Annotated in this window: 8 protein-coding genes; 3 read left to right on the top strand and 5 right to left on the bottom strand. The window is 67.0% G+C overall.

Annotation, left to right across the window (positions count from 1 at the left end; genetic code table 11):
* Window positions 1–65 precede the first annotated feature (65 nt).
* The gene (locus KYT87_RS24175; protein ID WP_120156863.1) at window positions 66–632 is read right to left on the bottom strand and encodes a sugar O-acetyltransferase; all 567 of its coding nucleotides are present in this window, start codon (window positions 630–632) and stop codon (window positions 66–68) included.
* Window positions 633–762: 130 nt separating this feature from the next.
* The gene (locus KYT87_RS24170; RefSeq protein ID WP_219991031.1) at window positions 763–1902 is read right to left on the bottom strand and encodes a diguanylate cyclase; all 1140 of its coding nucleotides are present in this window, start codon (window positions 1900–1902) and stop codon (window positions 763–765) included.
* Between the two features lie 357 nt (window positions 1903–2259).
* On the opposite strand from KYT87_RS24170, the gene KYT87_RS24165 reads away from it, so the two are divergent.
* Window positions 2260–2748 carry a PleD family two-component system response regulator gene (locus KYT87_RS24165; protein WP_104142168.1) on the top strand — a complete coding sequence of 163 codons (489 nt, stop codon included), beginning with the start codon at window positions 2260–2262 and terminating at the stop codon, window positions 2746–2748.
* 13 nt (window positions 2749–2761) lie between these two features.
* Here KYT87_RS24165 and KYT87_RS24160 read toward each other — a convergent pair whose 3' ends face one another.
* Window positions 2762–8182, bottom strand: a complete 5421-nt coding sequence (locus KYT87_RS24160; protein ID WP_219991030.1) for an autotransporter domain-containing protein — start codon at window positions 8180–8182, stop codon at window positions 2762–2764.
* Window positions 8183–8513: 331 nt separating this feature from the next.
* On the opposite strand from KYT87_RS24160, the gene KYT87_RS24155 reads away from it, so the two are divergent.
* Window positions 8514–10337 (top strand): tetratricopeptide repeat protein, encoded by a 1824-nt coding sequence (locus tag KYT87_RS24155; RefSeq protein ID WP_255593489.1) that lies wholly within the window; start codon window positions 8514–8516, stop codon window positions 10335–10337.
* A gap of 19 nt (window positions 10338–10356) precedes the next feature.
* Here the strand turns inward: KYT87_RS24155 and KYT87_RS24150 are convergent, their stop codons facing one another.
* Window positions 10357–11118, bottom strand: a complete 762-nt coding sequence (locus KYT87_RS24150) for an SDR family NAD(P)-dependent oxidoreductase (protein WP_219991028.1) — start codon at window positions 11116–11118, stop codon at window positions 10357–10359.
* Window positions 11119–11141: 23 nt separating this feature from the next.
* Window positions 11142–11876 carry an SDR family oxidoreductase gene (locus KYT87_RS24145; protein ID WP_219991027.1) on the bottom strand — a complete coding sequence of 245 codons (735 nt, stop codon included), beginning with the start codon at window positions 11874–11876 and terminating at the stop codon, window positions 11142–11144.
* Window positions 11877–12114: 238 nt separating this feature from the next.
* Between KYT87_RS24145 and KYT87_RS24140 the strand changes: the two genes are divergently transcribed.
* Window positions 12115–13020 carry an AraC family transcriptional regulator gene (locus tag KYT87_RS24140; protein ID WP_219992767.1) on the top strand — a complete coding sequence of 302 codons (906 nt, stop codon included), beginning with the start codon at window positions 12115–12117 and terminating at the stop codon, window positions 13018–13020.
* Window positions 13021–13028: the final 8 nt, after the last annotated feature.

The raw sequence follows: 13028 nt of genomic DNA, 5'->3' as shown, positions 1-13028 counted from the left end.
GTCGCAACATCAATCGGGCAGGCTTAACGGCCGATGGGCCGCGTCGCAACATCAATCGGGCAGGCTTAACGGCCGATGGGCCGCGCCGGGTTGCCCGCCACCGTGGCCGACGCGGGCACGTCACGCGTGACGACGCTGCCCGCGCCGATGATCGCGTTGTCGCCCACCGTGATGCCGGGCAGCAGGATAGCGCCGGCGCCGATCCACACATTGCCGCCGATGCGGATGGGCCGCCCGAATTCCAGGCCGGCCGCGCGCGCGTCCGCCTCGCGCGGGTGGTCCGCCGTCATGATCTGTACGGCGGGGCCGATCTGCGTGCCATCACCGATGTGGACCTCGGCCACATCCAGGATGACGCAGTTGAAATTCATGAAGACGTTGGCGCCCAGGTGGATGTTGCATCCGTAGTCGCAATGAAACGGCGGCCGTACCACCGCGCCGCGTCCTACGGTGCCAAAGCGTTCGCACAGTAGCGCGTGGCGCTGGGCGGCGGGCGCGGCCAGGGCGGCGTTGTAAGCCGCCATCCAGGCTTTGGTGGCGGCCTGCTCGGCCTGGATGTCGGGGTCCGTGGGATCGTAGAGATCGCCGTTCAGCATTTTTTGAATTTCAGCGCCGGGACGTAGGCGGGGCATGGCGGTTCCTTGTGCGGTGGCAATGACGCGCGCGGCTGTCAGCAAGTAGCGTGCCCAAAGCGGCGGCGCGGCGCCCGGGCGACGACATAAAAGCGTGCGTAAAGGCACGCGTCCGAACCAAGCCGTACCGTCAAGCGGCGACCTGGTTGCGGCCTGCTCTTTTGGCGGCATACAGCTTTTCGTCCGCGCGCTGGAATAGCGATTGCCAGTTGTCGGCCGCGGTCGCTGCCGCCACGCCCAGGCTCATCGTCACAGGCGATGCCCCGTCCGGCGCGCGTACGGTGTCCGCGACAAAGGCCCGCAGCCGCTCCGCGCAACGCACCGCTTCCTGGAAGTCGGTGGCCGGCAAATAAATGGCGAACTCTTCGCCGCCGATGCGCCCCAGCAGGTCGCGCTTGCGCACGGACAACGTCAGCGCCCGCGCCACGTCTTTCAACACCGCGTCCCCGCCGCTGTGGCCGTATTGGTCGTTGATGCGCTTGAAGTGATCGACATCGCCAACCACCAATGCGGCCGGTTCGTGGCGGCCCTGTTCGAAGGGACGCATGCGGGTTTCAAAGCCTCGGCGGTTGAGCAAACCCGTCAGCCAGTCTTTCTCGCCTTCATGCCGCACTTCGTCGATGGTGTCGGCGGCCACCGCCAGCAATAGCGTAATTGCCAGCCCTACGCTGAAGACGGCCAGCGACAACTGCAACCACTGCCAGAACGGGGAATCCGCAAACGCCAGCGGGCCGTTGGGCGCGTGCGTGCCGATGCTGAGCAACGTGCGCGGAAAAAAATGCAGGCCGAACGCCAGCAGCACCACGAACAAGGCGGTGTCGATGCGGCGTCCGGCGGACGCGCGGCGCATGCGCAATGCGGCCACGGTCAGCAGGGCGCCGATGCCGATGTTCAGGACATAGACGCGCACCAGCAGGTTGCGGTCGATATAAAAGAAGTACCAGAGCGCCGTCAGGATGGCGGCGCAAAAGGCCAGGTACGCACGCCAGGGCAGCCCCCGGCCGACGCGGTTCAGGATGCCCTGCGTGGCCGCGCACACGGCGGTGATGTAGAGCATGCCGGACACCAGCGCGTTGGCGCCCGAGTCGCGCGGCAGGTACAGGATCTGCGACATTGCGCCGGCGGCGAACAGCCCGCAGCCGGCCGCCAGATACAGAAGATAGGTGCGATGCCGGAAGGCGCACCAAATGCCAACAAATGTAATGGCGAAAACCACCACCAGGGTAGGGGCAATCAACGACAGGGTGATTCGAACCTGGGCACCAACCATATAAGCATCCTGAAGAACCCGCGCGTGCGTGCAAGGCGCCGGCCAAGGGTGGAATGCTACCAAGGGCGCGCGCCGGGCTTACGCCGCGTTTGGGAAAAGCCGCGCGGCCGGCGTGCCGACCGAGCGTCGTTTCGTCCCGATACAATTCCTTCATACATGAACGAGCGGCATGCCCTAGGATTCCGCCTTATACAGCCCGCCATCCTCTTTTGCGTACGCTTGAAAGCGCCGAAAGTCGAGAAACGACGCGAGGCACATTTCCCGCCCCTTATCGCCATGCCGCCCCAACAATGGGCGCCGGCGAACCAGCCTGGGCGGCCAAACATACGAACGCCGCGCCAGGCGGCATTGAACACCATGACGAAGATTCTTGTTGTCGATGATCAGCCGACGCTGATCGAGCTGTTGAGCGAATTCCTTGGCGACGAAGGCTACGACGTAACGGGCCACACCGACGGACTGACGGCGCTGCAACAGATGCTGGCCGTGCGTCCCGACGTGGTCATCACCGACTTTTCCATGCCCGGCATGCACGGCGGCGCGCTGCTAACCGCCATGCGCGAAAACGCCTACCTGTGCGACACCCCCGTGGTCGTGTTGAGCGGCCGGCCGGAATACGAGGTAGACCAGGCCTGCGAAGGCTATGCCGTCTACCTGCGCAAGCCGGCCGAGCCGACCGAGGTGCTGGCAGCCGTACGCCGCCTGGCGCCCGCGCCGGCGGCGCCCACGGTAGCCGCCGCGCCCGCGCGCCCGGCGCGTCTGCGCAGCGACGCGGACGACCTTGGCGCCCCGCTGCGCCAAAACACGGCCGGCGCCTCGCACGGATCGGCCGCGTACTTCGCGTAACGCCGGTCGTTCTTTAAAACCGGTAGCGCACATCCAGCGTGCCGGTGTTCTGCCGGTTGCCGTCCCCGAATTGACCGCCGTAGCTGACGCCCACCGTGGTGCGCTTGCTGACGTCGATTCCCACGCCCACTTCCACCACGGCCGCGTCGCGGGCCACGGGCGCGCCGGTCGCCGTGAACGTGTCGCCGCCTTGGGCAAACGCCAGCACGCTGGCCGGGTTCAAGTCGCCGAACGCATGGCGCCAGCCCAGCGTGCCCCGCGCGTAGCCGCGTGCGCCCGCGCTATCGAACGTCGTCAACGCGTGCAGCCCGACGGTGGTGGTGGTGACGTCGTTGCGGCTGCTCTGGCCGCGCAGCGCCGCGTCCCCGCCCGATTCCGAAAAGCCGCGCGTGTGCAGGTCGCTGTAGTTGGCGGCCACGAAAGGCTCCAGCGTCAGACGGTCGTGCACGGGCACGGCGTAGCCCAGTTCCGTGAAGACCTGGCCGGTGCTGGCGCCGTAGTTGGCCTTTAGCGTCTGGTTCAGCCCGGCGGCGGCGGTGCTGCGGCGCGTGTCCACCTCGTGCCAGGTATAGGCGGCGCCCAGACTCAGATTGATCTTGCCGGCCCCGGCCTCGAACGCCTTGCCGCCATAGACGGCGATGCTGTAGCTGTCGGTGTCAGCACTGGACGCACGGTCGCGGGTGCGGCTGTCGCTGTTCGCGTAGCCGACCGCGCCGCCCAGGCGCCAACCGCCGCCTACCGCCGCGTCCCCGCCGATGGTCACGCCGGCATCGGATTGCGTGGTCTTGGCCGCATTGCCGTCACCGTCCAGCGTGGTCCATTTGCCGAACACCTGCGCCCACAGCGGTTGCGCGGCGGACTGCGGCAGCGAGGCGGCGTCGCCCAGGCCCAACTGGGCAGTGGGCGCGCCGGGAATCTGCCCGGCATTGAGGTTGGCGTGCAGCCGCGCCATCGGCATCTGCGTGAACGCGCCCGTCACGTTTTGCAGCACCGACACCGTGCTGGCATGCGCTTCGCCGGACAGCGCGTTGAACGCCGCGGGCGGCGCGCCGTTGGGCAGGTTGAGAATGTGCTGATACAGCGCGCTGTTGGCCGGCAGGCTTTGCAACGCACGCGCCACGCCACGCTGATTGCCGGTGACGGCGGCATCGGCGAATTCGATGGGGCGCGTGCCCCCGCCGCTGCCGTTGTCGCCACCCCCGCCATTGCCATTGCCATTGCCGTTGTCGCCACCCCCGCCTTCGGACGGCACTTCCTTCAGCTTCACCACCAGGTCCACGCGATTCGCGTCGTAGGACAAGGACGGCGTCAGAAAGGCCAGGTTGCTGGAGACGGTGTCAAAGCGCCCCTGCACACCATTGTTGGCGGCAAGAATGGTGTAGGTGGTGGAGGGCGCGTAGTTGCCGTTTTCACCCACTTGCACGACTGAGCCGTTCAACGTGGCCGTGCCCGCGACACGCACGCTGCTGCTCTGGCCGTTGGCGGCCGTCGCCACGCGGTAGGTCGCGCCCGGCTTGAAGGTAAGGTCGCCCGCGACGTTCATGCTGCCCAGCGGGGTGGCCGCGTTGCCGGGCGACAGCGTGGCGCCCGATCCGATCGTGACGTTGTTCAAGGTGCCGGTGCCCGACAGCGTGGTGCCCGCCAAGGCCTGCACGCGGCCACCTAGCTTGCCGTCCACCTGCAAGGCGCCGGCAGACAGTTGCAGGGCGCCGGTGTAGGCACTGCTGTCGCCCGCCATGGCCAGCGTGCCCGCGCCCAGTTTGCGGGTCTCGCCCGCACCGGACAGCGTGCCGCTGTAGACCGTGTCGTCCGATCGGTTGAACACCAGGCTGCCCTGGTTGGCGATGTTGCCGGTGACCCAGCCGGTGGTGCCGCCGTCGCCCACTTGCAGCGTGCCGGCGTCAATGTAGGCGCCGCCTGCCAGCGAGTGTTGGCCGGTCAGCACCAGCGTGCCCGTGCCGCTTTGGCGTAACTGGCCCGCGCCGGTGATGTCGCCATTGAAGGCCACGCGGTCGCTGCGCTTGAACATAAGCGTTGCGCCGCTTGCCACCGCGACGTTGCCGGCGATGCTGCCCGCTACCGCGCCGTCGCCCACCTGCAAGGTGCCCGCTTGCACCGAGGTGCCGCCGACATAGGTATTGCTGCCGCCCAGCACCAGCGTGCCCGCGCCCAGCTTGGCCAGGCTGCCGTTGCCGGTCAATGCCTGGCTCAGGACGAACGTGTTGCCCGCGTCGGCGATATCGAAGCCGCCGCCCGCCGTGCCCAGCGTGATGTTGCGCGCGGTGTTCTGAAAAGCGGTGCCGGTCACGCGCAGCGTGCCGCCCTGGAAGTCCAGGCCGGCCCCGGGCGCGCCCAGGTTGGCATCGGTGGAAACCTCCAGCGTGCCGGCCGTCAATTGCGTGCGTTGCGTGTAGGTGTTGGTGCCGTTCAGCACCAGGGTGCCCAAGCCCGTCTTGTTGATGCCCACGCCCGTCAAGGTGTTGTCGATGGTGGCCGTCCACGCCGCCGACGCCGGGCTGCCATTACCCACGCGTATCTCGCCCGGCGCGCTGGGCGTGGAGCCGGTCACCGCCAACGACGAACCGGTCAGCCGATAGCCGTCGCTGGCGAACTGAATGCCTTGGGCGGTGATGGCGCCGCCGGTGTCATCGACGGTCACCGTGCCGGCAGCCCCGCCAAAGATGGCGAAGGCGTCGGCCGGATAGCGCGCGGCGGTCAGGCTGCCCGTGGCGTCCGTCCAGACGGCGCTGGTGGTCGACCAGACGCCCGACCCGCCGCCCATCTGGGTGGGGCTGGCCAAGCCGTTGGCGTTCCAGAGGTTCAGCGACAGGCCGGTGGCGTTGATCAGGTTGATCTGCTTGGCACCGGAAAGGGCTTGCAGCGTCATGCCAGTGGAAGTGACCAGGCCGCCATGACTCAAGGTCAATGTGCCGGTGTAGTCGAACAAGTGGTACAAGCCCAAGCCTAATCCGCCGGCATCCAGCACGGTCAACTGCGCGCCGTTCAATTGCAGGTCGCCGTTGACGCTGACGCTATGGCTGACGCCCGGCGCACCCAGGCTGAATTGCGCCTGAGATCCCTGCGCCATCGACAGGTTGCCGTTGACGGTGAACACGCCGGCAAGCGCGCCCGGAGCCAGGCGGCCGCCGGATTCCACCGTTACGTTGCCGGTGACCTGACCGAATCCGCCCAGCGTAGCGGTGTTGCCCACGGTGATGTTGCTGGTGACGGCGGCGCTGCTGTTGGCCGCGCTGGAGCCGACCATCAGCGTGCCACCGTTGACCAGCGTGTCGCCGGTGTAGGTGTTGACGCCATTCAGGTTGAGACTTGCCGGCCCGTCCTTGACGAGCCCGCCGGCGCCCTGGATCGAGCCCGCGTAGGAACCCGAGTTCACCATCGCGCTCACACCCAGCAGCACGTTGCCGCCGTTGCCGTTCAGCGAGGCCAGTTGCTGGCTTGCGGCCGATGTCAGATCCAGCGTTGCGCCGGTGTTGACCGTGACGGCGGAGTCCGGAAGCAGGCTGCCCGCGGGTCCCAAGGTCAGCGTGCCGCCGTTGACGGTCAGGCCGCCGGTAAAGGCGCTGGCGCCGCTAAGGGTCTGCCTGCCCGAACCCGCTTTGACCAGCGCGCCCGCGCCGGAGATCACGCCGCCAAAGTCGGCGTCGTTGGGGCTGCCCAGCGTCAGCGTTGCCGATCCCAACTGCACGAATGCGCCGGAGCCCGCAAGCGTGGTCAACGTCTGATTGCCGCCGTTGCTCAGGTCCAGCGTGGTTCCGGAGGCCAGGGTGATGGCGCTGCTGCCCAGGGTGCCGCCCGCGCCCACCGCCAAGGTGCCGGCGGCAACGGTGGTGGCGCCGGTATAGGTGTTTGCGCCGGTCAGCGTCAGCGTGCCCGCGCCAGCCTTGGTCAATGTGCCCGCGCCGGACAACACACCGGAATAGGTGCCGGCGGTGGCTTGCTGGAACGTCAGCGCGCCATCGTTGGCGATATTGCCTTGCAGGTTGCGCGTGTCGCCTTGCAGGCTGGCGGATGCGCCGATGGCGGTGCCGCCGGTGTAGGTGCTGGTGCCGCCAAGCGTGATGGAGCTGGTGCCCTGGACGTTCAGCGCGCCCGCGCCCGAGACGTCGCCCGCCAGCGTCAGGGCTTGGCCCGCCGTGATGCGCAGCCCGGCATTGCCAAGCTCGACGTTGTTGCTCATCGTCTGGTTGGCGGTGCCCACGGCCAGTGCGCCGCCATTTGCCACGATCGACGCCGAGCCGAACACGCCGCCGTCTTGAAGGGTGGCCAGGCCCCCATTGAGTTCCACGTTGCCGCCATTGGGCAGAAACGCGCCGCTTAATGTCCAGCTGCCGCTATTGATGCGCAGCTCGTCGAAGTTGATGTAGGTGTCGCCGGATGCGGTGCCCACGCCGCCATTGCCGCTCTCGGTGCCGGCCGATGGCAAGACGTTTTGCAGCACCAGCGTGTCGCCCGCGCCCGTGCCGCCGTCGATCTTGCCGGAGGGCGCAAAGCTCAGGCCGGGGGTGTCAGAGACGGTGGTGTCGGCAGTGGCGCTGGCCACGCCTCGTAGCACTAGCGATCCCGTCACTGCGGTAAATGTGTTGTTGCCGCCCTGGCCCAGCGAGACGCCGCCCACGATCGTTCCCGCGTTGTCGAACTGGTGGCCTTGCCCCGGCGTGCCGGACGCCTGGAAACCGACACGCCCGGTAATCGTCCCCGTGGTGTCGTTGACAAAGTGGACCTGGCCGCCGCCATACGCGGCGATCACCGGCAAGTCGGTAGGGTTGACGATTTGGCCGATCATGGGAACGCTGCGGATCATCCCGGCGTTGCTCAGTTGGCTGAGCCCGCCGGTTCCGTTTTGCACGGCCAGCGCCATGCCCTGCACGGTGGGAAGGGCGACAAGCGGGTCGGCCATGCCGCTCACGCCGGCCAGTATCCCGGTCGCCAGGTTACTGACGCTGATCGCGTTGCCCCTGCCGCTGCTGTTGCCGATCACCAGCCCCGACGATGCCGTCACGGGAGGGCCGAACAGATTGGCGTCGATCCGGCCTTTATTGCTCACCGTGATTTTGTCGCCGCTCAGCCGCATCGCCGTGCCGCCCAGGGCCGGGTCGACGCCTACGGTGGCGTTCTCCTCCACCCGCACATGCAGCACGTTCGAGGCGCTTGCATAACCCGGGTCGCTGGACAGATCCAGGCCTTCGCAAGTCACGATGATGAGGTCTTCAATGCACTCGGCCTGAACCGCCGTGCTGACGCTGGACAATCCAAGCGCCAGCGCAACGGCGGCGGCCGCCGCATAAGGCGGCGCGCTGGTCGCGATGCTGCGGGTCGCGGACGAGCTGCCACCGCGCGATTGCGAGGCCAGTTCCGATGCGGCCTGCCAGACGCGCAATTTGCGGTTCCATACCAATCGGTAGATGTGATTCAAAATGCGGTCCTCCGGGGCTCTTGGGGCGTGCATTCCTTCAAGCGCGACCGCCGCGTTCACGCGCGCAATCCCGTCGCACGGCGCCGGGCCATGCGTGGGTTTTTTGGAATGATCAGGGATGGGTAGGGAAATTTCGGGTCAATAAATACTCGATGTTCCAGCCTGCCAATTGGGGGAAAACAAAGGATTTTTGTGCGCATTTCTGCGGTGTGACACGTACACCCAAGCCCGGCGCGGCGCTGCGGCACGCTTTACGACATTCACGCTTAACGTTTGGCCGTCGGCGTAGATAATGTTGCTTTCCCAACCTTGTCCCTGTGGGCTTGAACGCGTGGACCAGAACACCCCTGCCGACGTCCCCGTCCTGACCGTCTCCGCCGCGCTGAGCCAGGCCTATGCGCATTGGCAGGCGGGCCAGGCCATGCAAGCCGAACAGCTTTGCCTGCGGGTACTGGGCACGGTGCCGGACCAGCCCGACGCGCGCCATCTGCTGGGGCTGATCGCGCATGCGTATGGGCGGGCGGACGTGGCGGTTGAGCACCTGCGCGCCGCATGCCGGTCCCCGCTGGCGCCGGCCGCCTACCACAGCAACCTGGCTGAAATATGCCGCCAGCAAGGCTTGCTGGACGAAGCCGAACACGCGGCGCGGCGCGCGGTGGCGCTGGAGCCGCACGGCGCCGAAGGGTGGAACAACCTGGGCATAGTCTTGCAAGAGCAGGGGCAGCTTGCCGCCAGCCTGGAATGCCTGCAACGGGTAGCCGCGTTGATGCCCGACAGCCCGCAGGCGCATAACAATCTGGGCAACACGTGCAAGCGTCTGGGCGGTAACGCGCAGGCCCTGAAGCACTACGCGCACGCGCTGGAACTGGACCCCGATTACGCACAGGCGCTGGGGAACCTGGCGTTGGCCTTGCATGACCAGGCCCGCCACGACGAAGCGCTGGCCGCCATTCGCCGCGCCATCGAGATCGACCCGTTGACGCCGGAATGGCATCGGCATCTGGCGCGCATTGAAGCGGCGCGAGCCGAGCTTGCGGGCCGCTACGCCGAGGCCGAATCGTTGCTGCGACACGCACTGGCGAACGATGCGGACAACATCATGCTGCTGCGCCAGCTGGCGCAAGCCATTCGGCCGCTGGGCCACACCGACGAAGCCCGCGCGATACTTGAAAGCATCGTGCGCGCCACGCCCACGGATGCGGGCGCGCGCTTTGATCTGGCCGAGCTGCTGCTGTTGCACGGCGACTATGACGCGGGCTGGCGCGAATACCGCTTCCGCTATCGCATGCCGCACACCGCGATGCGCAGCCGCCATGTGCAAAAGCCGCGCTGGGATGGGCAACCCATTGCGGGCAAGACCTTGCTGATTCACGACGAGCAAGGCTACGGCGACACGTTCCAGTTCTTGCAACTGGTGGCGTGGGCGCGTCAGCGTAGCGGCGCGCGCATCATTCTGGAAATCAACGATGCCTGCCACAACCTGGCCGAACGCAGTGGCGGCTTCGACCAGATCATCCGCGCGGGCACGATACCGCCCGCGTTCGACCTGCATTGCGAGTTGATGAGCCTGCCGCTGGCGTTGGGGCTGCGTCTGGCGGACTTGCCGGCCAGCACGGCGTACCTGCGCGCCGACCCGTTGCGTGTGGAGCGATGGCGCGCACGGTTGGCGGGCTTGCCACGGCCCTGGGCCGGGCTGGTGTGGGCGGGGCGGCCCAGCCATCCGAACGATGCGCAGCGCTCGTTGACACTGGCCGATCTGGCGCCGCTGGCGCAACCGGGTGTTAGCTTCATCAGTCTGCAAAAAGGCGAGGCGGCGGCGCAGGCGGACACGCCGCCCACCGGCATGGCGATGGTGTCGCCAAGCCAGGACATCAATGACTTCGACGACACCGCCGCCCTGATTACGCTGCTTGATGTGCTGGTCTCGGTGGACTCGTCGCCCGCGCACCTGGCTGGCGCATTGGACTGCCCGGTGTGGACCCTGCTGCCGTACGTGCCGGACTGGCGCTGGTTGCAGGAACGCGCCGATACGCCGTGGTATCCGTCGATGCGGCTGTTTCGTCAGCCCGGCCCGGGCGCGTGGGGGCCGGTGCTGGACGAGGTGGCGACGGCGTTGCGCGCGCTGCGGCCTCAGGCCGGCTCGGGCGGGGCATAGACAGGCTTGGGCGGGCTGTCTACCTCAACGCCACGCTCATGCCGCCATCCGCCATGACCACCGCGCCGACGATGTAGCTGGCCTTGTCCGACGCCAGGAACGCGATGACCTCGGCGATTTCACTGGGATGCGCCGCGCGCTTGATGGGCGCGCTTTTGCCGTGTTCCGCCAGAAACGCCGGCCCGTCCTTGTGGATGTGGTTGGTGATGTTGGTGACCGCGTCACCGGAACCCACCGCGTTGACGCGGATGCCGTGGTCGATAGCTTCCAGCGACATCGCGCGGGTCAGTTGCGCCAACGCGCCCTTGGACGCGGCATAGGCCGCGATGGTCGGAAAGGCCTGGTAGCAGGCGTAGGACCCCACGTTGACAATGGCGCCCGACCCGTTCGGCATCATGGCGCGCAAGGCCTCGCGCGAGAACAGGAACGCGCCGGTGGCGTTCACTGCCTGGATGCCGTTCCAGTCGTCCAGGCTCATGTCGACGACGGGCTTGTTGATGATGATGCCCGCGTTGTTCACCAGGATGTCCAGCTTGCCGAAGTGTTCGACGGCGGCCGCCACGGCCTGCGACGCGCTGGCTTCCCGCGCCACGTCCGCCATCAGCGGGACGATGCCCGGGCGCGCCAGCGCCTGCACGTTGTGGCCACGGTCCACGGCGATGACGCTGGCGCCTTGCGCGTGCAGCAGTTCGGTGGTGGCCAGCCCGATGCCGCTGGCGGCGCCGGTCACGATGGCGACCTTGCCGGAAAAGGTTCTGGATTCCGTTGTGGTGCTATTCATGGGATTCACTCCTGGAAAGAAATTCAGTAGGGGCTGGCGGTGGGACGCAACACGATCTCGCTGACGTCCACATCGGCGGGCTGGGCAATGGCGTAGGCCACGGCGCGGGCGATGGCGTCGGGCGTCATCGCAATGCGGCGGAACTCGTTCATGGCCTGGCGCGCGGTGTCGTCGGTGATGGTGTTCGCCAGTTCGGACTCGACCACGCCGGGGCAGATCACCGTTACGCGGATGCGGTCGGATTCCTGTCGCAGCCCGTCGGAAATGGCGCGCACCGCGTACTTCGTGGCGCAATAGACGGCGGCGGTGGGCGACACCGACAGCCCGCCGATAGACGAGATATTGATGACCTGGCCATAGCCCTGCGCCTCCATCGTGGGCAGCACGGCCGCAATGCCGTGAAGCACGCCGCGGATGTTCACGTCGATCATGCGGTCCCATTCATCGACCTTCACGGCGCGCAGCGGCGACAGCGGCATGATCCCCGCGTTGTTGACGATGACGTCGATCTTGCCGAAGCGCTCCAGGGCGAAGCGGGCGAAGGCGTTGACGCTGTCGGCCGAGGTCACATCAAGCGACTGGTAGATGACGTTGTTGCCGCTGGCGTCCAGCGCGGCGGCCAGCGCGGCCAGGCGGTCGGTGCGGCGTGCGCCGATAAGCAGGCGGTGGCCTTGCGCGGCCAGCATGCGCACGGTGGCTTCGCCAATGCCGCTGCTGGCGCCGGTGATCAAGACGACTTTCGATTGCGGGGAGTCCATGGGCTTATCTCCGGGGGGTGAACAAGGGGGGTGAACAAGAGGCGTTGAACCGACGAAACGCGTTGATGAAATCTTAGGTTTTGGGGGGCGGGCGGCGAATACCTGTAACGATGCCGGTATTGCCTATTCCTATCGAACAAGGGTGAACGGAGGTGGGTGCGGTTGTAGAATCCGTGCACGTGAACCCCCGGCAAAGGACGGCACCGTGGATATCGATCGGAAACTGGCTTCGCAAAAAATGGCCGGCCTGCTTGAGCGGCTGGCGCCCAACGAGGGCTATACGCAGTCGGCGCTGGAAGGCGTGCGCTTCATGCGGTCGAACCGGCCGCTGGGCCGCACGCCCGTGCTGTACGAGCCCGGCATCGTGATCGTGTGCCAGGGGCGCAAGGTGGGTTTTCTGGGGGACGAGGTCTATGTGTACGACGCGCAGCACTATCTGGTGCTGTCCGTACCCTTGCCTTTTTCAACTGAAACCGAAGCCAGCAAAGCCGAGCCGATGCTGGCGGTTTCGCTGCGGCTGGACCTGACCGAGCTGACCGAACTGATTCTGGCGATGGACGACACGCCGCCCTCGCAAGCCGCGCCGCTGGGCATTGTTTCCACGCCGCTGGATGCTGACCTGGCCGACGCCACGTTGCGTCTGTTGCGCGCGCTGTGTACGCCCGTGGAAGCGCGCGTGCTGGGCCCGGCGCTGCGGCGCGAGATTCTATTTCGGGTGCTGAGCGGCACGCAGGGCGAGGCCATGAAGGCGGCGCTGGTGCACCAAGGGCGCTTTGGTCGGGTGGCGCGGGCGCTGCGCAAGATCCACGTCGACTTTGCGCAGCCGCTGGACGTGGGCAGCCTGGCGCAGGAAGCGGGCATGAGCATTCCCGCCTTTCACGCCAACTTCCGTAGCGTGACGCAGACGTCGCCCATTCAATACATCAAGTCGACACGCCTGCATCAGGCGCGGCTGATGATGATCCGCGACGGGCTGACGGCCGCCTCGGCATCGGCCCGCGTCGGCTACGAAAGCCCGTCGCAGTTCTCCCGCGAGTTCAAACGGTTTTTCGGCCGCACGCCGGTGGACGAGGCAAGAGACATGCGCGCGTCGTTCGCGCTGTCTCCTGCCGCGTCGCTAAGCGACTATTCCGGCGCGCACTGACCAGCCGC

It is taken from the genome of Achromobacter sp. ES-001, from assembly GCF_019448355.1.
Taxonomy (GTDB): Bacteria; Pseudomonadota; Gammaproteobacteria; order Burkholderiales; family Burkholderiaceae_B; genus Achromobacter; species Achromobacter spanius_B.
Note: the sequence above shows the minus strand (reverse complement) of the source record. Positions and strands in the feature narration are given on the sequence as shown.

Excerpts from the sequence above, each read along its gene's own strand:
- KYT87_RS24170 (WP_219991031.1), bottom strand. The coding sequence starts at position 1,902 with ATGGTTGGTGCCCAGGTTCGAATCACCCTGTCGTTGATTGCCCCTACC.
- KYT87_RS24140 (WP_219992767.1), top strand. The coding sequence starts at position 12,115 with ATGGCCGGCCTGCTTGAGCGGCTGGCGCCCAACGAGGGCTATACGCAG.
- KYT87_RS24145 (WP_219991027.1), bottom strand. The coding sequence starts at position 11,876 with ATGGACTCCCCGCAATCGAAAGTCGTCTTGATCACCGGCGCCAGCAGC.
- KYT87_RS24175 (WP_120156863.1), bottom strand. The coding sequence starts at position 632 with ATGCCCCGCCTACGTCCCGGCGCTGAAATTCAAAAAATGCTGAACGGC.
- KYT87_RS24150 (WP_219991028.1), bottom strand. The coding sequence starts at position 11,118 with ATGAATAGCACCACAACGGAATCCAGAACCTTTTCCGGCAAGGTCGCC.
- KYT87_RS24165 (WP_104142168.1), top strand. The coding sequence starts at position 2,260 with ATGACGAAGATTCTTGTTGTCGATGATCAGCCGACGCTGATCGAGCTG.